The organism is Bradyrhizobium sp. BR13661 (assembly GCF_029892425.1).
Classification (GTDB): Bacteria; Pseudomonadota; Alphaproteobacteria; order Rhizobiales; family Xanthobacteraceae; genus Bradyrhizobium.
The window spans coordinates 180,148-202,992 of record NZ_JARXWB010000001.1 but is presented as its reverse complement, the minus strand read 5'-3'; the positions used below and the strand labels follow the sequence as shown (position 1 = coordinate 202,992).

Genomic DNA, 22,845 nt, shown 5'->3' with positions numbered 1-22,845 from the left:
TGGTCCGCCCTCATCCGCCCCTCAAGTCCCCTTCGACCGCCGGGCCGGCGCAGCGGTGACGTGGATACGCCCCCCGGCAAGGCTGATCAAGGCTCCCGCAAGGGTCTGCTTGAGACGGGTCTGCTTTGGGGTCGCACGGCCATTTGCGGGGGCGCGGGACCCCAGGGCCACAGCCTGATCGAGCGCGGCCAGCAGGGTCTCGACCTTGCCGAGTTCCGCCGGCCCTTCGTGCCCGAGCGCATCGATGGCCCGCAGCAGCAGCCGCAGCCGGACTTCCTCGGGCAAGGTGACGAAGGAAGCGGCCTCGAAGCTGCGAACGCCCGGCTGCGGCGCATCGCCGCGATCGCGCAATCGGAGAAAGCGCTCGGCGCCGTCGGTCAGGACCTCGACCGCGGCATTGGCGCGAGCGAGCCTGCCTGCGAGCCGCACCAGCGTGCGAGCATCGCCGCCCTCGGCTGCGAGCTGCGGCAGCAGCGCGCGCAGACGGGGCCGCGTGAAGGCCGCGTCGCGATTGGTGGGATCGTCGGCATAACCGATCCCGGCCCGCTTCAGGGTTGCGATCAGTTGCGATTTCGGAACATCCAACAGCGGACGCGCCAGCACGAGGCCGTCGCGCGTCGAATGGCGCGCCATCGCCGAGAGACCGGCAATGCCGCTGCCGCGGAGCAGCCGCATCAGCAGCGTCTCGGCCTGGTCGTCGCGGGTGTGGGCGGTCAGCACATGGCTCGCGCCGGCAGCGCGTGCGGCCTGCGCGAGCAGGCGGTAGCGGGCCTCGCGCGCAGCGGCGGGCAATCCTGTCTCTGGCTTGGCGCCACGCCAGCGCAGGGTCCGGTGCGGCAATCCGAGATCTGTCGCGAGGTGCTTGACCTCGCGCGCCTCGCGCGCCGATTCTTTCCGCAGGCCGTGATCGACGGTGACGATTGTGAGATCAGGGCCGCGGGCAAGACTGCGCCGCCAGCGCGCCGCAAGCCACATCAGCGCGACCGAGTCAGGCCCGCCGGAGACCGCGAGCACCAGCGCCGGCGCAGCCTTGAACTCAGCGAAGAGCTGCTTCGCCGCGCGTGCGGAGATCGGAGAATTGTCGTCGTCTGGCATGACGCGGCCCGGCAATCGCCAGACTGTTTAGCGCAATCCCGTCAGCACTTCACCCGCTTCTGCTCGCGATCGACGGCGGCCTTCACGCCGGCCGAGGCGCGCGGATATTTGCGGCCGACCTCGCCGAAGGCGGCGCAGGCGGCTTCCTTTTCCTTCAGCGCGGCGAGCGACTGGCCAAGCCGCAACAGCGCATCCGGCGCCTTGGCCGATTTGTCGTATTTGGTGGTGACCGCGAGGAAGGCCTCGGCGGAATCGCGATATTGCTGGCGCTGGAAATAGCTTTCGCCGAGCCAGTATTGCGCGTCCCCGAGCAGCGGATCTGAAGGATACTTCGCGGCAAAATTCTTCATGGTCTGCTCGGCGAGCGCGTAGTCCTTGCGCTGCATGTAGCCGATGCCGAGGTCGAACTCGTCGCGCGGCGTGGCCGAGGGCGGCAGGGTCGCGAGAGCCGGACCACCTTGCGCGGGATTGCCCTGCTGGGCCGGCGGATAGCCCGGCTGGGCGGGAGCGGCTCCTTGCGGGTATTGTCCGCCATTGTTGGAGAGATCGAGCGGCGCCCCCGCCGGCATCGGCTGCTGGCCGCCGCCGAGCGCGCGCGGAGCACCGGGCGCGTTCGGGCTCTGGCTCGGATCGAACGCATCGCCGCGGCGACGCGTGCCCGGAGCACCCGGGCCCGGCTGCTCCTGAACGATCGGCGCGGGCGCCGCGATCTGGGGCTGCTGGTAATTCGGTTGCTGCACGGCCTGTTGTTGCGGCTGGCGATAGCCGGGCGCGACCTGGGCGGGCGGAACGGCTGCGACATTGGGCTGGGCCGGCGCCTGTCCGGGCGTCGCGCCTTGCGCGCCGCCCTCGAGCTGCCGGATGCGATCCTCGAGCTGGCGGTTGCGATATTGCAGCTCTTCGTTCTGGCCGGTGAGCTGCCGCAGCTGGTTCTCCAGCCGCTCGATCCGAATCTCGGGATCATCGTCGGTCTGCGCGAACGCGGGCGCGCACAAAGAGAGCAGCGCGGCCAATGCCACGATGCCGGTAATTCCCTTGGATCTGGATGACATCTTGCCCTGACGACGAAAACAAAAGCTGCGACGGAACACGCGAGGCGCCACACATTGAAAGCCACTACGCCAAAAATGTGACTGGCGCCACGCCGTTTCTGTCACAGTTGGCTGAAACGAAACCGGCGCCCGAGAGGGCGCCGGCATATTCGATTTCCAAAGATGAACGGCGGCTGACTGCGAGTCAGTATCTGGCGTCAGGAGCTCGCGTTCAGCACGGTCACAGCACGACGGTTCTGCGACCAGCAAGAGATATCGTTACACACCGCCACGGGGCGCTCCTTGCCGTAGGAGATCGTGCGCATGCGGTTCGGATCGATGCCGCGCGAGGCGAGGAAGGAGCGCACCGACTGGGCGCGGCGGGCGCCGAGGGCGATGTTGTATTCGCGGGTGCCGCGCTCGTCGGCGTGACCTTCGATGGTGAAGGAGTAACGCGGATAGGTCTGCAGCCACTGCGCCTGCTTCTCCAGAGTCACGATCGCCTGCGGGGTCAGATCGGTCTGGTCGCTCTCGAAGAACACGCGGTCGCCCACGTTCACCACGAAATCCTGCTGGCTGCCGGGCGTCGCCGCGCTCGCATTGGCGTCCAGGCCCGCATTCTGCTTGGCGCAGGCGCCCATCGACAGTGCGATTGCGACAACTGCGGCCAGCTTCAATCCCTGGAGGATACGCATAGGATTCATCATTCCGGAGCCTCCACGCTCACGTTCGTCCACTGCTGTCCGGTCTACAGGGGGTTGGTTAAGCGAACGTTCCGTCAACCTTGACGGAACCTTGCCTCAGCCGGTCAAATGCCCCCAACCAGCGAAAAGCACCCGCGATGGTTAATGGTTTGTAAATGTGGCACGAGGGTGAAGGCAAGCGGGACCGGCAGGCAAAAACGCTGGATTTTGCTGGAATTTTGGGCCCGGCGCGGAAGAGACACGAACGGGGCCCGTCAGCAGGCGCCGGCGGCCGTCATGAAGCCGACGCAGAAGCCGTCTGCCCAAGCCGACGCAGAATCAGGCGTGGGCCGTCCCGGCCACCAGCACCGGCCGCTGCGGAACCTGGCGCTGGCCGCCACGCCCGAACAGCATGCGCCGCTCGAACGCCGTGGAGCGCATGATGGGATAACGCTCGAACACCTTCTTGCGGAAGGTCGGGAAATCCGCCGCCATCAACCCGAACGCCTTGGTGAGGCCGGGGACCAACCGGGGCTCGGCAATCGGCGCATGCAGGAATACCCGGCGATAGAATGCCTGATGCTCGGGACGCACGATGGCGAGGCCCAGATCAGCATTGAAATGCTCGCACGCCATATAGGCGAGACGCGTGGTCAGATAGGGCAATTCCGGAACACGCTTGGCCATGTCGGGGTCGGCGACGAACCGCGTCGGGTCGATCATGACCTCGCCGCGATCGAGCCGCGGCAGCACGACGTCGGGAAAAACGTCCGCCGAGGTCGACGAGCGCCATTCCGAGGTCAGCACGCTAATGCGCACGGAGCTGCAGAGCTCGCCGCGGAGGTAAACGCCGAAGGTCCACGCGTTCGGCAGTTCGTCATAATGGTCGGTGACGCGTGCGTCGGGAGATTCCTTGACGGCCCCTTCGCGCAAATAGGCGCGATAGCGGAGGTTGTAGATTTCCTCCTTCTCCTCGACCGTCTCGGCGAGATGATAATCGACGTCAGTCAGGAGTTCGGCACCCCGTCCAACAGCCGAAATGACCGCTCTGGCTGAGGACTGCATTCCAACTCCTTACCCACCACCGCTCACCGCAGGCGCGCAGGACAACCTCCACGCGTGATCAATTATTAACAGCTTCTTAATAGCGACGCAAAGCAATCGAAAGGTTAGGGTTAACCCTCCGTAGGACTACGGAGCCATCACAACAGTCTGAAACGACGGGAAATTTTGCGAAGCGCCGTCTAGGCGAAAGAGCGCGCGCTGACGAGCTGGAGCAGGTTCTCGCCGCGCCGTCCGTGGGAGGCATTCAGCAGCTGGCGCATCCGCACGGCGGGCACCGGACGGCTGAACAGATAGCCCTGGGCCTCGGACACGGTACCATCGGCGCTGATCAGTTCGAGCTGTTCGTTGGTCTCGATGCCCTCGACCACGACCGCCATACCGAGATCGGCGGACAGCCGCGCCACGCCGCGCAGCAGCGTCAGCGGACGGTCGGTGTCGATGCCCTCGAGGAAGGAGCGGTCGATCTTGACCTTCTGCATCGGGAAATTGTGCAGATAGCTGAGGCTCGAATAGCCGGTGCCGAAATCGTCCAGCGAAATGCGCACGCCGAGCGCATGCAGCTGCGACAGGATGTCGTGGGTGAGCTGGGTGTTGCGAAGCAGAGAGGATTCGGTGATCTCGATCTCGAGGCGATGCGCCGGCAGGCCCGACACTTCGAGCGCATAGCGAATCTCGCTCAGCACGTCGCGCTGGTGGAATTGCTGCGGCGAGAAGTTGACGGCGACGCTGACGCCCTCCGGCCATTTCATGCATTCCATGCAGGCGCGGCGCAGGATCCAGCGGCCGAGATCGACGATCAGGCCCATGTCCTCGGCAACCGGGATGATGTCGACCGGCGAGACCGTGCCGCGTACCGGATGATTCCAGCGCAGCAGCGCCTCGCAGGTGGTGATCTTGCCGGACTTGAGGTTGACCAGCGGCTGGTAGAACAGCTCGAACTCCTCATTGGCGAGCGCCTTGCGCAGGTCGAGCTCGAGGATGCGGCGGGCCTCGACGGTGGCCGCCATCTCGTCGCGGAAGAAGCAGAAGGTGCCGCGGCCATCGGCCTTGGCGCGGTACAGCGCCATGTCGGCGTTCTTCAGCAGCGTGTCGGCGCTGGTGCCTTCAGGCGAGGTCAGCGCGATGCCGACGCTGGCACCGATCTCGACCAGATGGTTGTCGATGCGGTAGCGCTCGCTCAGGCGCTCGACGATGCGGCGCGCGAGGCTCGCGGCATCTTCCGCGGAATTGATGTTCTGCTGGAACACGACGAACTCGTCGCCGCCGAAGCGGGCGACGAAATCCTCCGGCCGCAGCATCTCGCGCAGGCGATTGGCGACCGCGCAGAGCAGCTGGTCGCCGCAGGGATGGCCGAGCGTGTCGTTGACCTGCTTGAACTGGTCGAGGTCGACGAACAGCAGGGCGGAGAGCCGATCGGAATGATGCGATTGGGCGAGCAGCCGCTCGATCTCGTCGCGGAACGAGACGCGGTTCGGCAACGCGGTCAGTTCGTCGTAGCGAGCAAGATGGGTGATGCGGGCTTCCGCATTGGTGCGCTCGGTAATGTCTTCCAGCAGCAGCACGGTGCCGCCGCGGGCCATCGGCTGGAACGTCCAGGCCAGCGTCCGGCCGCGCGCCGAATTCGGATCGGCGGTGACGATCTCGCAAATCCTGGCATGCTCGATCTCGGCCATGACCTGATTGCCGCTCTCGGCCGAGATGGTGCCAGCGGCGACGCAGGCCGACACGATATCGGCCGCGGTGGCGCCGCGCTTGACCAGGTCCTCGGGCAATTCCATCAGCTCGCCGAAGCGGTGGTTCATCACCGCGAGGCGTCCGTCGGCGCGAAACATACAGAGGCCGTGCGGCATGTTGTTGAGCGCGGTATCGAACTGGCTCGCCAGCGCGGATTCGCGGAAGCTCGAGGTCAATGCCTTGACGAAGATCGCATGCAGGCTGAGGTTGATGTTCTTCAGCCCGATGAAAAAGAAGGCGAGCAGGATGGCGAGACCAATATGGTAGGGGCCGCCGTGCAGCAGCAGCGCGAGCGACATCGGACCGCAAGCAAGCGCGACGTGCCACTGGATCACCCGGGGCTGGCCGTAATTGCGGGCGGCGCCGCCGGCGGTATAGCCGATGCCGATGGCGACAGCGAGCATGTCGGCGACCGGATCCTCGTTGTTGTAGATGACGACGAAGGACCACAGGCCGAGCACTGCCGCATAGCTGAGGGCGCCGATCCAGTAACGCGGCGCCAGATGAGTGGCCTCATCGAATGACAGCGGCTGCGTGCGATTTTCGTATCCGCGCATCTGGAACGCGCGCGCCGTGCCGATGGCGATCAGCAGAAACGCGATCGGCCACAGCCAGACGTCGCCAGTCTTCAACGCGGTCATGACCGCGGCCACGGCCGCCGAGGCCGAGCCGAGGAAGATCGCCCAGAAATTCTGAACCATAGAGTTGATGAGAGCGGCGTAGAGTATCGGCTCCAGCTCGTCTCGATCGCTCTGCTTCTGGTCGGCCAGTTGCATTGGCTTTACTTACGCGTCCTGTTTGGCGCGTACTTTTACCCACAGCAGATGAAGTCTTTCTGAGGGAACATCGTTAAAGGCGAGTTGTTTTTCGGCAATAGCGAAATTGTTTCTGCTGAGAAATCAAGCAGCTAGGCAAGCCTTGCCGGGCACAAGGTGAAGGAAAGCTTGCCGCGTTCGCAGAAAGCGGAAAAATCGGCGCATTTTTTCGAAAACATCGCGCGTTGCAAGCGCGCGATCGACTTATTGGCCCGCGGTCGCGGAGAGCAGCGGCGACCATGCCGGATCCGAGGCGAAGCCCGGCGTCGGCACTTTCAACTCGTTGCGGCCTGAGATGTCGACCGAGAACAGCGACGGTCCGGCATTGCCGCCGGGATCGCGGAAGAACATCAGCACGCGGCCGTTCGGCGAGAACGTCGGACCTTCATTGTGAAAGCCTGACGTGAGCAGACGCTCGCCGGAGCCATCAGGCTTCATGACGCCGATCGAGAATTGCCCGCCGCCCTGCCGGGTGAAGGCGATGTAGTCGCCGCGCGGCGACCACACCGGCGTCGAATAGGTGGCGTTGTTGTCGTCCTTGGAGAAGGAGATGCGTTGTGCCTGTCCGCCGCCCGCCGCCATCACGTAGATCTGCGACCGGCCGCCGCGATCGGACTCGAAGCAGATGCGGGTGCCGTCGGGTGAATAGGACGGCGACGTGTCGATCGCCGGCGTGTCGGTGAGGCGCGTGGTCGAGCGCGAGCGCAGATCCATCACGAACAGGTTGGAATTGCCGCCCTGCTGCAGGCTCATGATGACGCGCTGGCCGTCCGGCGAGAACCTTGGGGCAAAGGTCATGCCGGGGAAGTTGCCGACGATCTCGCGCTGGCCGGTCTCGATGTTGAAGAGATAGACCTTCGGATCGCCCTGCCCGAACTCCATGTAGGTGATCTCTTGCGAGTTCGGCGAGAAGCGCGGCGTCAGCACGAGGTCGGCGCCACGGGTGAGGTAGCGCACATTGGCACCGTCCTGGTCCATCATGGCAAGCCGCTTGACGCGGCGCTCCTTCGGCCCGGTCTCGTCGACGAACACCACGCGGCTGTCGAAATAGCCCTTTTCGCCGGTCATCTGCTCGTAGATCTGGTCGGAGATGATGTGGGCGATGCGGCGCCAATATTCCGGCGAGGTGAAATATTGCTGGCCCGCGAGCTGCTGGCCGGTGATCACATCCCACAGGCGGAATTCGGCCTTGAGGCGGCCGTCCTGCTGCCGCGTCATGCGGCCGGTGACGAGCGCCTGCGCGTTCAGCGTCTTCCAGTTCTGGAATTGCGGCGCGACGTCGATGTTGCTGATGCGCTCGATGAAGGCGGCCTGGTCGATCGGGGCAAACAGGCCCGAGCGCTTCAGATTGTTGGTGATGACCTGGGTGACACCGTTGCTGACCTCGCCGTCGGCCGGCGAGCCGGGCACGAAATTGGTGATCGCGATCGGGATCGGACGAAACTCCGTGGGATCGATGCGAAGCCGGGGCTGGGCCTGCGCAAAGGCACGTCCACCCCCAAGCATCGCGAGTCCCGATCCGGTCAGGGTCATGAAACGGCGGCGGTTCATCGATCGAACGTCAATCATCGCAAAATTTCTTTTGTTCGGATGTCACAACATGTCTTTCAGGCCGAAAGTCATCGGAATGAGCTTCCAGCTGTCGTATTGCTGCTTTGGCAGGAATGAATAGAGCTGACACTGCACGATGGCACGCTTGGCGCTCTCCGCCACGGCTTGCGCGATCGACCGCGACGGTCCGCGCACCGCGACGATCACGGGCTCCGACGCGAGCGATCCGTCGATCTTCATGGGAATGTCGATATCGGCTTCGTACAGGTTGGCGTCCTGGCCGTTATAGGTTGGCGTAAAGCAGCGTTTGACCGCGCCCTGGAATGCACCTTGCCAGGTCGCGACGTTGTTGGTGGCTGTTCCTGATGTCGAGCCCAGCGAGGCCGACGCATTCAGCGCCGATCCCGCGAGCTCGTGACGGGTCGCGGCACGCTTGTCGAGGTCGCGGGCAATCTGCGCGGGATCGAAGGTGCGCTCCTTGGGCTTCGGCTGCTGCTGCGGCTGCACCGCCGCGACCTTCTGCTCCACGGGCTTGGGCGGCGGCTTCTTGGTGTCGAGCTTCTTCTGCAGCTCGGCGATCGGATCTTCCTTGGCCGGATCAGGCTTCTTCTCCTGCGGCTTCGGCTCTTCCTTTGGTTTCGTCTCGGCGACCGGCTTCGGCGGATCGGGCTTCTTCTCGACCGGCTTTTCGACAGGCTTCGGCGGCGGCGTATCGGGAGTCGAATTGGTCTTGATCAGCTCTTTCTTCTCGGTGACCTTGCCGACCGCATCTTCCTCGGGCTTGGCCTCGGCGATCTTCTCGACCTTGGGCTTCGGCTCTTCCTTCTTGCCGGTCTTCTGGCCCGACATCATCTGCGCGAGCTGGTCGCTGGAAATGATGTCGACCGGCAACGACTCCTCCGGCACGATGTAGGCCCTGCTGCTAAAGGTCATCAGACCCCATCCCAGCACGAGGACGTGGAGAGCGATCGACGCAACGAGTGTCTTGTCGACGTTCACCTTCACCGCCTTAAGACCCCTGATCCGCTTCCGTGACGAGCGCCAGCTTCTTGAAGCCCGCGCCCGACAGCAGGCCCATGACTTTGGCCACCGTGCCGTAATCCGCCTTCTTGTCGGCGCGCAGGTAAATGCGTTCCTCAAGCCCGCCGCGCGCGTCCGTGATCGCCTTCAGCTTCGGGATCAGCTCGTTGATTGCGATCTCCTGGTCGGCGATGAAAACCTTGCCCTTGATGTCGACCGACATCTGGATCGGCTTCTGGTCGCTCTGATCGAGACTCTTAGCCTGGGTCGACGGCAGATCGAGCGGAACACCCACCGTCAGCAGCGGCGCCGACACCATGAAGATGATGAGCAGCACCAGCATCACGTCGACCATCGGCGTGACGTTGATCTCGGCCATGACCGGCTTGCGCCGGCTGCGGCGCCCGCCGCCTCCGGACGAACTGGCTACGTTCATGCCCATCGCTTGATGCCCAATCTCGCCTTTACACTATACATGCCGCCCGTCAGCCCCGCTCGTCGATCTGGCGCGACAGAATGGCTGAAAATTCATCAGCGAAGCCCTCGAGCCGCTGGGCCTGCCGGTTCACCTCGGAAGTGAACTTATTGTAGAAAATAGTGGCAGGAATTGCGGCAATGAGGCCGACAGCGGTCGCAAACAGCGCTTCCGCGATACCGGGCGCCACCACCGCCAGAGAGGTATTTTTCGACGCCGCGATCGACTGGAAGCTCGACATGATGCCCCAGACCGTGCCGAACAGGCCGACGAAGGGGCCGGCGGAGCCCACGGTTGCGAGCACCAGGAGCCGGCGCTCCAGCCGCTCGACCTCGCGGGCGATCGAGACGTTCATGACCTTGTCGATCCGCATCTGCAGGCCTGCGACCGAGCGGGCGTGGCTCTCGAACGAGCGCTTCCATTCGCGCATCGCGGCGACGAAACAGGCCGCCATGGAATGGGTCGGCTTGGCCGAGAGCGTCCGATAGAGCTCCTCGATCGACTCGCCCGACCAGAATGCCTGCTCGAACCGGTCCATCGAGCGGCGGGTACGGGCATAGAGGAAGATCTTGTCGATCGCGATGGCCCAGACCCAGACCGAGCAGGACAACAGGCCCAGCATGACGCATTTCACGATCCAGTGAGCTTGCCAGAACAGCGCGATCAGCGACACGTCGGCGGAAGCGGCAACCGGAAGGGCGGACTGAGCCACATCGGCCGGATTCATCAGAAATATCCTCTCAAGGCGATCGTTAACCCACGTCTCCGGCCTGCATAATGACTGCCGGTTCCCCAACCGCCGCGCAAACCGGCGCGGCCGGCAAGCCCGCTCAAAGCCTTGTCTTTCTGGGGTGCAGGGGCTGATCCAAAGCCGCCGCCTGCATTCCCTGCCAAGATGTCAAAACTATGGGCCTCGACGACAGCTCCGGGCGCGATTGTCCATAAATACCAGAGACCGGCGATGGTTAATGCCGGGTTACCGGGGGCGAATTTGGCGACGGAAAAGGGAGGCGGCGCAGGGGGATGGGCTGGAACATCACCCACCGGCAAATTCGGCGGGGGCGCCGGCGCGTCATGCTGCAAGGGCCCGGCTGCCCCACGACGGAACTCGATTGCGAGATCTCCCCGACGAACTCCGGAGCGGTCCCTTGTTCGTGGCGCGTCTTCGAGGGACTCGCGCGGACCTACTCAGGCCGCGTTCGTCGCTCTGCTGCTGCGATGTTCCGCAAGCGTCCGTTGCAATGTTTCAACGAAGGTTGCGAGCTGCGGCGCGTATTTCTCGGATGCCACGTCGCGGGCCGTGATGGAGAGGCAACCGACGGGACGCTTGCCCACCACCTCCTGCATCTGGCCGAAGGCCTGATCGCTGCCAGCTCCGCCGAGCGTACAAAAGAACGCCACGGAAGGAAGTCTTGGCTTGTTTGTCAGCAGGTAGGACCGGACGGGCGAAGATAGTGACCAAGCCCAGACCGGAGTCCCGATCACGACGAGGTCGTAGAGCGATGGATCTCTAGCTGCCGCCGCGATGCGCGACGGAACCTGCCGTCGCGCTTCGATCACCAACCGCAGATAGCCGAACACCCCGCTTCGGCTGCCCGTCTCGACGACCTCTTCACTGTCACAGCGCAATGCAGCCGCGAGCGATTGGGCAACTTTGCGTGTCGTTCCGGTCCGAGAATAGTAGACCACGAGAATCCTTGCATCCGCCATTGACACGCTCCTCCCTCGTACACGAGGGACTACATCTCTGTTGTGGTGACGGCAGCTTGATCCACGTCAACAATGATCCTATCCGCCGTCATGCCGCCGATGCCGGCTCGGGGCAGTTGGTCAGCCGCGCGGGGTTGCCAACCGCTGTACAGCCGGCCGGGACGTCGGATGTCACGACCGTATCGGCGCCGATTTTGGCGAAATCGCCGATATTGATGTCGCCGAGAATGGTCGCGCCGCCGCCAACATAGACGCCGCGCCCGATGCGCGGCGAGCGCGCCGGCAATTCACCACGGCGGCCGATGCTGACGTTTTGGAGGATCGTGGCCTCGTCGCCGATCACGACATTGGCGCCGATGACGATGCCGGTGGCGTGGTCGAGGTAGACGGCCGATCCGATCGCAGCAGTTGGATGGATGCTGACCTGCAGAACGTTCGAGGCCTCGTTCTGGAACAGCAGCGCGGCGTCGCGATGATCTCGACGCCAGAGCCAGTGCGAGACGCGAAAGGCCTGCAGCGCGACATAGCCCTTGAAATGCAGCAGTGGCGGCAACAATCCGGCGATGGCGGGATCGCGGCGCGTGATGGCTTGCAGATCATGGCCAGCCGTCTCGATCAGATTCGGCTGGCTGCGATAGGCCTCACTGGAAAACGCGGCGAAGTGTTCGCGCTCGGTTGCGCTCGAGCCAAGCCGGCGTCCGATCAGATCGGCAAGCGCCGCGGCGAAATCTTCATGAGCAAGAATGGCGCCGGCAACCGCCTTGCCAAACATGGGATCGGCGGCAGCTGCGCGCTGCGCTTCGTCGCGAATGGTTTGCCAGAGGCGGTCGCTCGCCATGATCGCAGCCCGTGCCATCGTCGCCTCCGCATCCGCCCTGCGCCGGGGAATATAGGCGGTCCCGATCAAGGTGCCAGTGAGGCCGGCGGAATGGCGCTCCGCGCAGGCGCCCGGCCTGACCGGGCCCATCTGCGCAAGTCGAGCGCAGTGAGCCAGCCGCCGGCCGCGACGAGGCCGGGAAGGACGAAGAGCGCGAAATCACTGAGCAGGATCATGGGACAATGTCCGCCTTCGCGAACCTGATCGCGCGATCGAGCGCGAGGCCGGCCAGAAAATACAAAAAGCAGCCGAGAAAGAACTTCCAGGATTCGCCGACCTGCCAATGCGGATAGAGCTCGACCTTGGTCGGCCATCGATTGAGGAATGCGATCGCGAACGGAATGGTGCCGCCGAACCGAGCGAACAGCGCGCCTGCGCGCCTGCGCGCTCGAGCAGCGCAATGCGCTGGAGAACCTGCTTGCGTTCGGCGTCGGTCATGGTCGAGCCCGTTGGCACGGAAGGCGTGTCAGGGATTAGTCGTGCCGCACGCTGATCGGGTTCTATGGCGATGTGCGGTCCTGCGCATGGCTGTAGGCGACACCGCAGAACCGATGGCCGCAAGTGCGGAAATGGCAGTCGGGATCGCCGGCGCAGCTGCCATAGACGAAGCCAAGATAGCCAAGCACCGCGGCGGCGGTCAGGCCGATCAAAAAGCGGGTGGTGAGGTCCATGCACGTCGTCCAGACATCATGCGCGACCTGAGCGAGCTGGCGCGCAAATCTTGGTGTCGGATCGCCGGCAGCTGGTTCGCCCCAAAACCAAACCGCCCGCCTGCGGGTGCGCAGGCGGGCGGCTCGGGGCCATCAGGACTTTGGGGGCATGCGCCTGAAGGCTTTGAGAGGTATCAGGCTTTCGAGATCAGCCTTCCAACATCAACCCTGCGGCTGGTCGGTCGGAGGCGGGGTCGGACGGGTCTTGTGCTGGGCCATGAACTGGTCGAACTCTTCCTTGTCCTTGGCGTGGCGCAGACGGTCGAGGAAGTTCTTGAACTCGACCTGCTCTTCCTCGAGACGGCGCAGCGTCTCAGAGCGGTACTCGTCGAAGGCGCGGTTGCCGGAGGACGGCGGGCCGAAGCCAAAGCCGCCGAAGCCACGGCGCTCCATGCGGTCGCGCATGCGGTCCATCTTGTACTGCATCCGCTCCATCTTGTTCTGCCAGCGGTCCGAGTTGCTCCAGCACGACATTCTTCTGCTCCCGAGTGTGAAAAAGAGAAGGGCAAGTCCAATCGGCCACCAGATGATGAAGCCGAGAATGGTCACGGCAATCCAGCCGGGATGCCAGGGCGTGTCGAGCATGTGCGGGCGCTCGTACTGTTGCTGGTCCGAGGGGCCGCGCCAGCGATTGACGTCAGCGGTGTAGGCCATTTCCCTTCTCCATCACGGCATCAGCGCCGTTGTGAATGTAAATAACATTTACATAGCTAGACCATCCCGCGATTTTGTCAAGCTGGCGGCCCGACAGGGTCCGGGAATTATTTGCGCAACTTTATTTCGGCTTACCCCAGGGACCACCCGGCGGGACGCTAGAACCGGAGGGAGCCTCCGGCGGGACCGGCGGTGGCTCGGCGCCCTGGGGACCACGATCCGTCGGGAAGCCGAGGCCGCGCAGATAGATCAGCACCTCGGCCTCGAGCAGTTCGTCCGGCGACATCGGCAGTTTGCGGCGTGCCGCGTCGCCACGCGAGAACAGCGAGGCGACACCGTGCGCCATCGACCAGATGTGGAGCGCCATCATCATGGCCGGCGGACGCGGCTGGCCTTGCGGCGCCAGCGCCGCAAGGCGCTCGGCGGCGGCGCGAATCACGTTGAATGCGCGCTCGCTCGCAGCCTGCAGCGTGGGATTGGCATCGACCGGCAGGCCGGATTCGAACATCGCGTTGTAGAACGCCGGCTCCTCGCGGGCGAACGCGAGATAGGCCCGGCCGACGCGCTCGAACGCGGTGACGGTGTCGGGGCGGCCATCGTCCCATGCCGCGGTCAGCCGCTGCTCGAACTGCTCGAAGCCGCGCTGGGCGATCGAGGACAACAGCTCGTCACGGTCGCGAAAATGCCGGTAAGGCGCCGCCGCACTGACACCGGCCATGCGCGCGGCATCGGCGAAGGTAAAGCCGGCCGCCCCCTTCTCGGCGATCAGCCCGAGGGCGGCCTGCAGAAGTGCTTCCTTCAGATTGCCGTGATGATAGCCGCGCTCGGCGCGGCGCTGCTCCTTGCGCCAACTCATGTAAACGATCTTTACATGAGCCGTGCGTGAAGGTCACTAGCCTCTCCTCCGTCATTCCGGGGCGATGCGCCAGCATCGAGCCCGGAATCTCGAGATTCCGGGTTCGGTCCTGCGGACCGCCCCGGAATGACACTGCTCCCCTAGCCGCCCGGGATCGGCAGCACCGGCATGATCTCGACGCGCTCGCCGGGGAAGATCGCGAAATGCGGGTGGTTCTCGAACATTTTGGCAGCGGCCTCGTGCGAGGCGGCGCGAACGACGGTGAAGGCGCCCATCTCGTTGGCAATGTCGGCGACACCCTTGGCATCGACCTTCTTGGTCTTGCCGAGCGGACCGCCCATGGCCTGGATCGCGCTTTGATGCTTTTCGACCCAGCCCTTCCAGGCCGCGATGCCCTCCATCTCCTTCGCCTTGCGCTCGGCGTCGGACATCGCATTCCACGCGGCCATTTTCGGGCTGTCCTTGCTGCCGAGGAAGACGGCGAGATAAGTGTCGGTGCTCATTGGTTGGTTCTCCTTTGCTCGACTAGTTTTTCAGATCGTCGAAACCGGCGGCGGCTGCCTGCACCTCGGGCGGAAAGTCGGACATTTCCTGCACCTGGCGGATCTCGATGATTTCGTTGGCCGAGGCCGGACACTTCCTGGCCCAGGCGATCGCTTCCTCGCGCGAGCCGACCTCGATCATCCAGTAGCCGCCCAGCACTTCCTTGGCTTCCGTGAACGGGCCGTCGGTCACGACAGGCACACCGGTGGAAAAGGAAACGCGGGCGCCCGTCGACGGCGGATGCAGGCCGTCCAGCGTGATCAGCACGCCGGCATCCTTCAGTGCCTCGTTGTAGCGCATCATCGCGGCGACACGTTCGGGATCGAGTTGCACGTCCGCCGGCGCGGTCTCGTAGCCGAGCGGGATCATCAGCATCATGAATCGCATGCGGTTCCTCTCTTGCCTCGTCAATAAGACGCACGAGGTCTCACGAGACAGACATGGCCGCAGAAATTATTTCGCAGGTCATTGCCCGGCGCGCGGGGACCCGAACTTGCAAGATGACACTTGGGTGGCAGCGCGTCGCAGCATGCGCGAAATGAGAAATATTTTTCAAAATGCGCCCGTACAACTACGGGCGCGCGCATGCTCTCATATGAATTGCGCTGTGCTTATGAATCGAGAAGGCGCATGAACTGAAGGACATCGCAATCGCACGTGGAACTACGGAAGAAAAGCAGCTGCGTGCAGCCGTTTACAGTTGCTCAACCACCGCATGCAACTTTTCAGATAAAGCGCGACGGTAACGCAACCCACCGATCGGCCCTCAATCACAGCGGAGCGACCCGTGTTCAATTTTCAAAACAAAAAGGTCAAGCACGCGGTCGCAGAGGTCGAAGCACTCGACCGGTCGCAGGCAGTGATCGAGTTCGGTCTCGACGGCACCATTCTCGACGCCAACGAAAACCTGCTGAAGATGAGCGGCTATTCGCTCGCGGAGATCAAGGGCAAGCACCACAGCATCTTCGTCAGCCCGGCCGAGCGCGAGAGCGCGCGCTACCGCGATTTTTGGGCCAGCCTGAACCGTGGCGAGTTCCAGACCACGCAATACAAGCGGTTCGGAAAGAACGGCAAGGAAGTCTGGGTGCACGCCTCCTACGCGCCGCTGCTCGACGAGAACGGCAAGGTGGTCAGCTTCATCAAGTTTGCCACCGACATCACCGCCCACAAGATCAAGACGATGGAGGATGCCGGCAAGATCGCCGCGATCAACCGCGCCCAGGCCGTGATTGAGTTCCAGACGGACGGCACCATCATCAGCGCCAACCAAAATTTCCTCGACGCGATGGGCTATTCGCTCGACGAGATCAAGGGCAAGCATCACAGCATGTTCGTGACGGCGGAGGATCGCGCCAGTGCGGCCTACGGTGCGCTCTGGGCCAAGCTGAACCGCGGCGAGTTCGAGGCCGCCGAATTCAAGCGGGTCGCCAAGGGCGGCCGCGAGATCTGGATTCTCGCGAGCTACAACCCGATTCTCGACGAGAACGGCAAGCCGTTCAAGGTGGTGAAGTTCGCAACCGACGTCACCGCCCAGAAGATGAAGGCCGCCGACAATGACGGCCAGCTCGCCGCGATCCAGAAATCGCAGGCCGTGATCGAGTTCAACATGGACGGCACGATCCGCACCGCCAACGCGAATTTCCTGGCCGCGATGGGCTATTCGCTCGCCGAGATCAAGGACCAGCATCACTCGATGTTCGTCGAGCCGAATGAAAAGAATTCGGTCGCCTACCGACAGTTCTGGGAAGCCCTCAATCGCGGCGAATACCAGGCTGCCGAATACAAGCGGATCGCCAAGGGCGGCCGCGAGGTCTGGATCCAGGCGTCCTACAACCCGATCTTCGACCTCAACGGCAAGCCCTACAAGGTGGTCAAATATGCCACCGATACCACTGCGTTGGCGATCGGTCGCAAGAAGGCCGAGGCCGCGCGCGGACTGATCGATGCGGTCGCGGCAGGCAGCGAAGAAATGAGTGCGTCGATCCGCGAGATTTCCGAGACCATGGCGAAGTCGCGCGAGACTTCCAAGGTGGCCACGACGCGCGTCGAGTCCGCGGACAGCCAGGCCCAGAAACTGGCTGTGGCGGCGCAGGCGATGAGCGGCATCGTCGAAATGATCTCCGGCATCACCAGCCAGATCAACCTGCTCGCGCTCAACGCCACCATCGAATCGGCCCGCGCCGGCGAAGCCGGCCGCGGCTTCGCCGTGGTCGCCTCCGAGGTGAAGAACCTCGCCAACCAGGCCAAGCAGGCCACCGACACCATCACCTCCGAGATCGACGCGCTGAACGTGATCTCGGGTGACGTCGCAAGCTCCCTGACCGCGATCAAGGCGGCGATCGCCGGTGTCAACGAGTTCATCGCCTCGACCGCCGCCGCGGTCGAGGAACAGAGCGCCGTGACCGCGGACATGTCGGCCAACATGCAGCGCGCCGCGGCGGAGCTGTCGTAAGGCTCAACTCTCTCCCGTCACCCTTCGAGGGCCGCTGAAGAAGTGGCCACCTCAGGGTGATGGATTTTGCGACTTTGCCCATCATCAAGTCGCCATTCCCCGGCCCTTTCTCCCCCAGGCCAAAGCGCGGTAAAAGACGCACGCGCTTACGTACGCCTCTTTTCGACACAGGACCCGGTCGCCCATGCCCGCCTCCCCGCAAAAAGTCGCCCTCGTCACCGGAGCCGCGCGCGGCATCGGGCTTGCGACGGCGAAGAAATTCCTCGCCGAGGGCTGGCGCGTCGCGTTGCTCGACATCGAGGGCGAGCTGCAGGCGCGCGCGGCCGCGGCGCTGAACGATCCCGATAACACGCTGGCGATTGCCTGCGACGTATCCGACGCAGCAGCGGTGGGAGCTGCGACGGCCGCGGTCATGAACCGCTTCGGCCGTCTCGATGCGCTCGTCAACAATGCCGGCGTCGCCGTGTTCGCGCCGGTGCTGGAGACCAGCAATGCCGACTGGAACAGGATCATGGCGGTCAATCTCTCCGGCCCGTTCCTCTGTACCAAAGCGGCCGTGCCGCTGATGCGCGAGCTGGGCGGCGGCGCCATCGTCAACATCACCTCGATCTCGGCGGTGCGGGCCTCGACGCTGCGCTCGGCCTACGGCACCAGCAAGGCCGGGCTCGCGCATCTCACCAAGCAGCTCGCAGTCGAGCTCGCCTCGCTCAACATCCGCGTCAACGCGGTCGCGCCGGGGCCGATCGACACCGCGATGGCGAAGGAGGTGCACACCAGGGAGATCCGCGCCGACTATCACGACGCCATCCCGCTCAACCGCTATGGCCTCGAGGAAGAGCTCGCCGAGGCGATCTACTTCCTCTGCTCAGGAAGCGCGAGCTACATCACCGGCCAAATTTTGGCCGTCGATGGCGGCTTCGATGCAGCGGGGATCGGCCTGCCGACGCTGCGCGGCGAGCGGCGGAACGGGTAGAAGCCCGCAGGATGCGTGGAGAGTACGATGCAACGCGTTGCCATTGTCTGGACTCTCGCGACCGCCCTGCTCGCCTCCGCGCCGGCGTCAGCCGAGATCCGCATCATCCAGAGCCCCGGCGGCCAGGTCGGACCGTTCCTCGATCTGTTCGAGAAGGTGCGCGCGAGCGGTGAGCGCGTGGTGATCGACGGGCCCTGCCTGTCAGCCTGCACGCTGGTGCTCAGCATCGTGCCGGGCGAACGAATCTGCGTCACGAGGCGCGCCGTGCTCGGCTTCCATGCCGCGCGTTCGGTCGACCGGCGCGGGCGCTTCTATGCCGAGCCGGAAGCATCACAAGCCGTGCTCGAAGCCTATCCTGGGCCGATCCGCGACTGGATCGGTCGCCGCGGCGGCCTCACCTCACGGTTACTTTTGCTAAGGGGGAGTGACCTTGCCGCGATCTATCCACGCTGCCGATGAGGCCGCGTTCAGCTGGAATCCAGCGGTTCCCGCCCGATGAGAGCTGGCCCTTGTTCGTCGATTGAGCAAAATATTTCGGGTTCGGGGCAACAAATCGCCCATCTGCTTCGCAAGATCTGCCCAATTTACCCCGTTCTCCAATTTCTCCCGATAGTCTATGATCCCAGTGTATTTTGAGGTCGGTCATTTTCAAAAAACGGGTCGCGTGCATGCAGCCCATCGATTTTCGCTACCGCATGTCGGATCAGGGGCGGGTCGTACTCGGCTCGCTGAGCTCCGAAGAAACGCTCGAATTCGAAGTGCTGTCGCGGCGCGACCGCGAGGGCGTGATTGATTTGGCGAACGAGCTTCGCTTGCTCGAGCTCTATGTGAAGTACCACGGCTCCAACCATCAGGTTCCACTCGCGCCGCTGGAACCTGTTGACGATCTGGACGATCTGATCGAAACGCCGCTCCCGCGCGCTTCATCACCGCGAGCGCCGGAGCAAGCTTACGTTGTTGCCTTTGTCGCTGTCATGAGTGTTGGCTTCATTGTGATCGCGATGTTGATCAACTGACGAACGGCGCGCTGCGCCATCAAAAATTCACAACATCTGTGAACCGCGTCACACTAAGGCCAAGGTAGATTGGCATACTCTGCGCCAGCTTACATTGATGTCCGCGGAGATTGTCATGACCAGCATCAGCACCGACGGACACGCTGATTCACGCGCTCAATCGTCCCTGTTGCAGCGAGCGGGCGAGCAGGCCTTCACTCTATCGTTCCTAAGCGCGAGCGCGGTTGCAACCGTCGGCTGGCTTTACGTGCTCGGACAAGGCACCCTCGCCGTCGCAAGCTGGCTGTTCTTCTAGACAGAAGCTGGTCTAGTAGAAAAGTGGTCGAATCATCGGAGCCAGCTTCACGCTGGCGCAGATGAGCATTCCCCAAAGAGCAAAATTGATTTGTAGCGCCGCCGCCATCGGCCGCTCCCCTTGCAAGTCACGTCCACCCTAGTTTGTAGATTTTGTGACGTACAATTAACGGATTGCGCGCGAAATTTATAGCCCAATATTGCGCCAGTTGTTGTGCGATGCGGGCCGGAATCCACAGGGCGCTCGCGCGTTGCGTCTATGACGTCAGTCGGACGCGCGGTCCAGCGCGACGCCCTTTCCCAAGAAAATGAAGAGAGGGCGCCGCGGCTCAACGGGGCTAGTGCTCACATTCCTTCGGCCGGACAGTTCACCATCCAGGGAATACCGAACTTGTCGACACACATGCCAAAGCCCTTGGCCCAGAACGTCTTGCTGAAGGGCATGGTGACGGCGCCGCCGTCGGCAAGCGCGGTGAACTTGCGCTCGCCCTCGGCGGGGTCAGCGACCGTGAGCGATATCGAAAAGCCCTGCGGCTTGTGAAAGTGCTCAGGCGGCGTGTCGGAGGCCATCAGCACGGCGCCGCCAGGCAGCGTCATCCGCGCATGCATGATCGTCTTCTCGCGGCCAGCGGGTCCCGGAGGCATATCAGATGGCGGCGCGTCCGAGAGGCGCATCATGGCATCGATCTTGCCGCCGAGGACCTTGGCGTAATAGTTGAACGCCGCTTCGCAGGTGTCCTGATAGAACAGATAGGCGCTGAGCATCGTTTCTCTCCTCTTCGTTTGCCTGACAACTTTGTCTGACGATTTCTTGGCAGTCCTCCGGGCGACAGCCGGCGTTACTTCTCGGTGAGCTTCTTCAGGCTGGCGAGGCCTGCCTCGAAGTCCTTGCCGATCATGGTGTCCATGTTGACGAAGACCTGCATCACCTTGGACATGAAGGGCGCCGGGCCGTACATCGCCCATGAAACCAGCGTAGCATCGCCTTGCGGCACAAAAGTGAACTCGGCCGTATTGTGCCCCTCGAAGGGACGCTCGAAATCGAGCTTGATGCGCAGCTTCGACGGCGTGTTCGCCTCGAGAATCTCCATATGGCCGGCACCGACATTGTTGTTGCCGTCCCATGCATAGGTCGCGCCCTTCCCTGCCGCAGTTCCCCCATAGGTGCGCTTCATCGCGGGATCGCGGTTCTCATAGGGTGACCAGTTGGTCCAGAAATGGAAATCGGCGACCAGCGGATAGATCGCCTCGGCGGGCGCCTTCAGCGCGAGCGAGCGCTCGACATGGAACGTGTCCGGCTTGGTCAGGGCGAAGACGAGGATGCCCGCGATCCCGATCGCGAGCACGACGGCGATAATGGCAACAGCTTTCAGCATGAATGGCTCCCTTGATACGGGATTAAGACGAAGGGAGGCGGCGCGGGCCGACAATTGGCGGAACGATTTTTTGGCACAATCCGCACCCCACGTCATGGCCGGGCCTTGTCCCGGCCATCCACGTCTTGGCCGAGAAGAACGTGGATGCCCGGGACAAGCCCGGGCATGACGATGGGGAGACAGCTGGGCTCTACTTCGCCTTCGCGCCCTGCCGGGCGCCGCCAGCTTTCGGCTGGCTGTCCCGGATCAGCCGATCGATGTGCATGCGAATGTGGGCGGCTTCGGCCGAGGTGTTGGCGAGCGCGATGGCGCGGTCGAAGGCGACGCGCGCTTCGTCGTTGCGGCCGAGTTGCATCAGGAAGGCGCCGCGTACGCCATAGAAATGGAAGTAGTTGGCAAGTTTCGGCGCCAACGGCTCGATCAGATCGAGCGCAGCCTGCGGCCCACGCACCTTGGAGACCGCAACCGCGCGGTTGAGCGTCACTACCGGCGAAGGTTGCACCACTTCGAGCGCGCCGTAGAGCAAGTCGATCTGGGCCCAGTCGGTCTCATCAGGCGTCGCCGCGCGCGCATGCAGCGCAGCGATCGCGGCCTGGATCTGGTAGGGCCCACTCCGGCGGTGGCGCATCGCCTTGTCGATCAAGGCGAGGCCTTCCGCAATCATGTTGCGATTCCACAGCGAGCGATCCTGGTCATCCAGCAGGATCAGCGAGCCATCTTCGGCAAAGCGCGCGGCACTGCGCGCGTGCTGCAACAGGATCAACGCCGTCAGGCCCATGATCTCCGGCTCGCTCTGGAACAGTCGCAACAGCAGCCGCGCCAGCCGGATCGCCTCCTCGCAGAGCGGCTTCCTGATCTCGGCGGTCTCGCCACTCGCCGAATAGCCCTCGTTGAAGATCAGGTAGATCATCGCTGCAACACCGGCGAGCCGCTCCGAACGCTCGATCGCGCCCGGAGTCTCGAACGGCGTCCCGGCTTCCGCGACCTTGGCCTTGGCACGGGTGATGCGCTGCTCCATCGCGGCGTCCGAGACCAGGAACGCGCGCGCAATCTGCTTCACCGTGAGGCCGGAGACGATGCGCAGCGCCAGCGCGATCTGCTGCGTCGCCGGCAGCTGCGGATGGCAGCAGATGAACATCAGCCGCAAAATGTCGTCGCGATAGTGCGAGCCGTCGAGCCGCTCGGCGAGTGCCCCTTCGGCATCGTCGAGATCGGAGACCGCCTGGTCGTCCTCCGGCAGCGGCTGCTGCTTGCGGGTGCGTCGCACCTCGTCGATGGCGACGTTGCGGCCGACCATGATCAGCCAGGCCGCGGGATCGCGCGGCGGCCCATTCTGCGGCCAGGTCTTGAGCGCGCGCAGGCACGCGTTCTGAAACGCCTCTTCGGCGGTATCGAGGTCGCGGAAATAGCGCAGCAGTGCGCCGACCGCCTGCGGACGCGCCGAGGTCAGCGCAGTCTCGATCCAGCCGGTCTCGGTGTCGCTCACGCCGAAATTCCCCCCGGCCTGAACACGCCGACAGGACGCACCTCATAGGCACCGCCGGGATTGGCCCCGCCAAGGTCGCGCGCGACGTCGAGCGCCTCGTCGAGATTCTTGCAGTCGACGATGTAGAAGCCGAGCAGCTGCTCCTTGGTCTCGGCATAGGGGCCGTCGATCACCAGCGGCGGGTCTTCCTTGCGCAGGGTTGCGGCCGCGGTCGTCGGCAGCAGCCGCGCCACCGGCCCGAGGCGGCCCTGTTGGGTGAGCCTCTCCTGCACCACGGCGAGCTTCTTCATCACGGCCTCGTCCTGGTCCTTGCTCCAGGAGCCGACGAAGTCCTCGTCATGATAGCAAAGGATCGCATAAAGCATGGGCAGCACCTTCCCTGAACGCTTGTTTTAAAGACGATCCAATATGCCCCGCCCCGACAGGGCT

Annotated in this window: 26 protein-coding genes; 5 read left to right on the top strand and 21 right to left on the bottom strand. The window is 63.8% G+C overall.

Annotated features, from left to right (window positions below):
* Positions 1–21: 21 nt before the first annotated feature.
* The 17 genes from tilS to M2427_RS00885 all read right to left on the bottom strand — a co-directional run bounded on the left by tilS (position 22) and on the right by M2427_RS00885 (position 15,206).
* On the bottom strand, positions 22–1,095 hold the full coding sequence (tilS, locus tag M2427_RS00965) for a tRNA lysidine(34) synthetase TilS (RefSeq protein WP_280704183.1): 1,074 nt from the start codon (positions 1,093–1,095) through the stop codon (positions 22–24).
* Between the two features lie 41 nt (positions 1,096–1,136).
* A complete protein-coding gene (gene ybgF / locus M2427_RS00960) occupies positions 1,137–2,147 on the bottom strand; it encodes a tol-pal system protein YbgF (protein ID WP_280704182.1) in 1,011 nt (336 codons plus the stop codon).
* A 197-nt stretch (positions 2,148–2,344) separates the two neighbouring features.
* Complete coding sequence (pal, locus tag M2427_RS00955; RefSeq protein WP_188107445.1) at positions 2,345–2,833, bottom strand: peptidoglycan-associated lipoprotein Pal; 489 nt, start codon at positions 2,831–2,833, stop codon at positions 2,345–2,347.
* A 315-nt stretch (positions 2,834–3,148) separates the two neighbouring features.
* A complete protein-coding gene (locus M2427_RS00950; protein ID WP_280704181.1) occupies positions 3,149–3,874 on the bottom strand; it encodes a hypothetical protein in 726 nt (241 codons plus the stop codon).
* A gap of 179 nt (positions 3,875–4,053) precedes the next feature.
* Complete coding sequence (locus M2427_RS00945; protein ID WP_280704179.1) at positions 4,054–6,384, bottom strand: EAL domain-containing protein; 2,331 nt, start codon at positions 6,382–6,384, stop codon at positions 4,054–4,056.
* 243 nt (positions 6,385–6,627) lie between these two features.
* Positions 6,628–7,974, bottom strand: a complete 1,347-nt coding sequence (gene tolB, locus M2427_RS00940; RefSeq protein ID WP_280704689.1) for a Tol-Pal system beta propeller repeat protein TolB — start codon at positions 7,972–7,974, stop codon at positions 6,628–6,630.
* Between the two features lie 42 nt (positions 7,975–8,016).
* Complete coding sequence (locus M2427_RS00935) at positions 8,017–8,979, bottom strand: protein TolA (RefSeq protein ID WP_280704177.1); 963 nt, start codon at positions 8,977–8,979, stop codon at positions 8,017–8,019.
* Positions 8,980–8,983: 4 nt separating this feature from the next.
* The gene (gene tolR / locus M2427_RS00930; RefSeq protein ID WP_280704176.1) at positions 8,984–9,436 is read right to left on the bottom strand and encodes a protein TolR; all 453 of its coding nucleotides are present in this window, start codon (positions 9,434–9,436) and stop codon (positions 8,984–8,986) included.
* Positions 9,437–9,479: 43 nt separating this feature from the next.
* Positions 9,480–10,196, bottom strand: a complete 717-nt coding sequence (gene tolQ, locus M2427_RS00925) for a protein TolQ (protein WP_027532430.1) — start codon at positions 10,194–10,196, stop codon at positions 9,480–9,482.
* Between the two features lie 461 nt (positions 10,197–10,657).
* Positions 10,658–11,179: a hypothetical protein gene (locus M2427_RS00920; RefSeq protein WP_280704175.1), complete on the bottom strand. Its 522-nt coding sequence runs from the start codon at positions 11,177–11,179 to the stop codon at positions 10,658–10,660.
* 88 nt (positions 11,180–11,267) lie between these two features.
* Positions 11,268–12,035 (bottom strand): serine acetyltransferase, encoded by a 768-nt coding sequence (locus M2427_RS00915; RefSeq protein ID WP_280704174.1) that lies wholly within the window; start codon positions 12,033–12,035, stop codon positions 11,268–11,270.
* 47 nt (positions 12,036–12,082) lie between these two features.
* Positions 12,083–12,232 (bottom strand): hypothetical protein, encoded by a 150-nt coding sequence (locus M2427_RS00910; RefSeq protein ID WP_280704173.1) that lies wholly within the window; start codon positions 12,230–12,232, stop codon positions 12,083–12,085.
* Between the two features lie 324 nt (positions 12,233–12,556).
* On the bottom strand, positions 12,557–12,727 hold the full coding sequence (locus M2427_RS00905; RefSeq protein WP_280704172.1) for a hypothetical protein: 171 nt from the start codon (positions 12,725–12,727) through the stop codon (positions 12,557–12,559).
* Positions 12,728–12,928: 201 nt separating this feature from the next.
* Positions 12,929–13,420, bottom strand: a complete 492-nt coding sequence (locus M2427_RS00900) for a DUF2852 domain-containing protein (RefSeq protein WP_280704171.1) — start codon at positions 13,418–13,420, stop codon at positions 12,929–12,931.
* Between the two features lie 121 nt (positions 13,421–13,541).
* Positions 13,542–14,276 (bottom strand): TetR/AcrR family transcriptional regulator, encoded by a 735-nt coding sequence (locus M2427_RS00895; protein WP_280704170.1) that lies wholly within the window; start codon positions 14,274–14,276, stop codon positions 13,542–13,544.
* Positions 14,277–14,416: 140 nt separating this feature from the next.
* Positions 14,417–14,779, bottom strand: a complete 363-nt coding sequence (locus M2427_RS00890) for a hypothetical protein (protein WP_280704169.1) — start codon at positions 14,777–14,779, stop codon at positions 14,417–14,419.
* A 22-nt stretch (positions 14,780–14,801) separates the two neighbouring features.
* Entirely contained in the window at positions 14,802–15,206 is a 405-nt protein-coding gene (locus M2427_RS00885) for a YciI family protein (RefSeq protein WP_280704168.1), read from the bottom strand.
* A 400-nt stretch (positions 15,207–15,606) separates the two neighbouring features.
* Here M2427_RS00885 and M2427_RS00880 point away from each other — a divergent pair, with 400 nt between their 5' ends.
* The 5 genes from M2427_RS00880 (at position 15,607) to M2427_RS00860 (ending at position 19,555) form a co-directional block, all read left to right on the top strand.
* Positions 15,607–17,271 carry a PAS domain-containing methyl-accepting chemotaxis protein gene (locus M2427_RS00880; RefSeq protein WP_280704167.1) on the top strand — a complete coding sequence of 555 codons (1,665 nt, stop codon included), beginning with the start codon at positions 15,607–15,609 and terminating at the stop codon, positions 17,269–17,271.
* Between the two features lie 184 nt (positions 17,272–17,455).
* Positions 17,456–18,244, top strand: a complete 789-nt coding sequence (locus tag M2427_RS00875; protein ID WP_280704166.1) for an SDR family oxidoreductase — start codon at positions 17,456–17,458, stop codon at positions 18,242–18,244.
* A 27-nt stretch (positions 18,245–18,271) separates the two neighbouring features.
* Positions 18,272–18,703 (top strand): hypothetical protein, encoded by a 432-nt coding sequence (locus tag M2427_RS00870; protein WP_280704165.1) that lies wholly within the window; start codon positions 18,272–18,274, stop codon positions 18,701–18,703.
* 209 nt (positions 18,704–18,912) lie between these two features.
* Positions 18,913–19,260, top strand: coding sequence for a hypothetical protein (locus M2427_RS00865; protein WP_280704164.1), 348 nt, complete (start codon positions 18,913–18,915; stop codon positions 19,258–19,260).
* A 115-nt stretch (positions 19,261–19,375) separates the two neighbouring features.
* Entirely contained in the window at positions 19,376–19,555 is a 180-nt protein-coding gene (locus M2427_RS00860) for a hypothetical protein (RefSeq protein ID WP_280704163.1), read from the top strand.
* Positions 19,556–19,899: 344 nt separating this feature from the next.
* Here M2427_RS00860 and M2427_RS00855 read toward each other — a convergent pair whose 3' ends face one another.
* The 4 genes from M2427_RS00855 to M2427_RS00840 form a co-directional block, all read right to left on the bottom strand.
* Positions 19,900–20,319, bottom strand: coding sequence for a VOC family protein (locus M2427_RS00855; protein ID WP_280704162.1), 420 nt, complete (start codon positions 20,317–20,319; stop codon positions 19,900–19,902).
* Positions 20,320–20,393: 74 nt separating this feature from the next.
* The gene (locus M2427_RS00850; RefSeq protein WP_280704161.1) at positions 20,394–20,930 is read right to left on the bottom strand and encodes an SRPBCC family protein; all 537 of its coding nucleotides are present in this window, start codon (positions 20,928–20,930) and stop codon (positions 20,394–20,396) included.
* Positions 20,931–21,120: 190 nt separating this feature from the next.
* The gene (locus M2427_RS00845; RefSeq protein WP_280704160.1) at positions 21,121–22,416 is read right to left on the bottom strand and encodes an RNA polymerase sigma factor; all 1,296 of its coding nucleotides are present in this window, start codon (positions 22,414–22,416) and stop codon (positions 21,121–21,123) included.
* Entirely contained in the window at positions 22,413–22,781 is a 369-nt protein-coding gene (locus M2427_RS00840; RefSeq protein ID WP_280704159.1) for a YciI family protein, read from the bottom strand. Before M2427_RS00840 ends, M2427_RS00845 begins: the two co-directional genes overlap by 4 nt.
* Positions 22,782–22,845: the final 64 nt, after the last annotated feature.

What these genes read in the sequence shown, in the direction of transcription:
- tilS (WP_280704183.1), bottom strand. Translation starts at nt 1,095, where the DNA reads ATGCCAGACGACGACAATTCTCCGATCTCCGCACGCGCGGCGAAGCAG.
- ybgF (WP_280704182.1), bottom strand. Translation starts at nt 2,147, where the DNA reads ATGTCATCCAGATCCAAGGGAATTACCGGCATCGTGGCATTGGCCGCG.
- pal (WP_188107445.1), bottom strand. Translation starts at nt 2,833, where the DNA reads ATGATGAATCCTATGCGTATCCTCCAGGGATTGAAGCTGGCCGCAGTT.
- M2427_RS00950 (WP_280704181.1), bottom strand. Translation starts at nt 3,874, where the DNA reads ATGCAGTCCTCAGCCAGAGCGGTCATTTCGGCTGTTGGACGGGGTGCC.
- M2427_RS00945 (WP_280704179.1), bottom strand. Translation starts at nt 6,384, where the DNA reads ATGCAACTGGCCGACCAGAAGCAGAGCGATCGAGACGAGCTGGAGCCG.
- tolB (WP_280704689.1), bottom strand. Translation starts at nt 7,974, where the DNA reads ATGAACCGCCGCCGTTTCATGACCCTGACCGGATCGGGACTCGCGATG.
- tolR (WP_280704176.1), bottom strand. Translation starts at nt 9,436, where the DNA reads ATGGGCATGAACGTAGCCAGTTCGTCCGGAGGCGGCGGGCGCCGCAGC.
- tolQ (WP_027532430.1), bottom strand. Translation starts at nt 10,196, where the DNA reads ATGAATCCGGCCGATGTGGCTCAGTCCGCCCTTCCGGTTGCCGCTTCC.
- M2427_RS00920 (WP_280704175.1), bottom strand. Translation starts at nt 11,179, where the DNA reads ATGGCGGATGCAAGGATTCTCGTGGTCTACTATTCTCGGACCGGAACG.
- M2427_RS00915 (WP_280704174.1), bottom strand. Translation starts at nt 12,035, where the DNA reads ATGGCACGGGCTGCGATCATGGCGAGCGACCGCCTCTGGCAAACCATT.
- M2427_RS00910 (WP_280704173.1), bottom strand. Translation starts at nt 12,232, where the DNA reads ATGATCCTGCTCAGTGATTTCGCGCTCTTCGTCCTTCCCGGCCTCGTC.
- M2427_RS00905 (WP_280704172.1), bottom strand. Translation starts at nt 12,727, where the DNA reads ATGGACCTCACCACCCGCTTTTTGATCGGCCTGACCGCCGCCGCGGTG.
- M2427_RS00900 (WP_280704171.1), bottom strand. Translation starts at nt 13,420, where the DNA reads ATGGCCTACACCGCTGACGTCAATCGCTGGCGCGGCCCCTCGGACCAG.
- M2427_RS00895 (WP_280704170.1), bottom strand. Translation starts at nt 14,276, where the DNA reads ATGAGTTGGCGCAAGGAGCAGCGCCGCGCCGAGCGCGGCTATCATCAC.
- M2427_RS00890 (WP_280704169.1), bottom strand. Translation starts at nt 14,779, where the DNA reads ATGAGCACCGACACTTATCTCGCCGTCTTCCTCGGCAGCAAGGACAGC.
- M2427_RS00885 (WP_280704168.1), bottom strand. Translation starts at nt 15,206, where the DNA reads ATGCGATTCATGATGCTGATGATCCCGCTCGGCTACGAGACCGCGCCG.
- M2427_RS00875 (WP_280704166.1), top strand. Translation starts at nt 17,456, where the DNA reads ATGCCCGCCTCCCCGCAAAAAGTCGCCCTCGTCACCGGAGCCGCGCGC.
- M2427_RS00870 (WP_280704165.1), top strand. Translation starts at nt 18,272, where the DNA reads ATGCAACGCGTTGCCATTGTCTGGACTCTCGCGACCGCCCTGCTCGCC.
- M2427_RS00865 (WP_280704164.1), top strand. Translation starts at nt 18,913, where the DNA reads ATGCAGCCCATCGATTTTCGCTACCGCATGTCGGATCAGGGGCGGGTC.
- M2427_RS00860 (WP_280704163.1), top strand. Translation starts at nt 19,376, where the DNA reads ATGACCAGCATCAGCACCGACGGACACGCTGATTCACGCGCTCAATCG.
- M2427_RS00855 (WP_280704162.1), bottom strand. Translation starts at nt 20,319, where the DNA reads ATGCTCAGCGCCTATCTGTTCTATCAGGACACCTGCGAAGCGGCGTTC.
- M2427_RS00850 (WP_280704161.1), bottom strand. Translation starts at nt 20,930, where the DNA reads ATGCTGAAAGCTGTTGCCATTATCGCCGTCGTGCTCGCGATCGGGATC.
- M2427_RS00840 (WP_280704159.1), bottom strand. Translation starts at nt 22,781, where the DNA reads ATGCTTTATGCGATCCTTTGCTATCATGACGAGGACTTCGTCGGCTCC.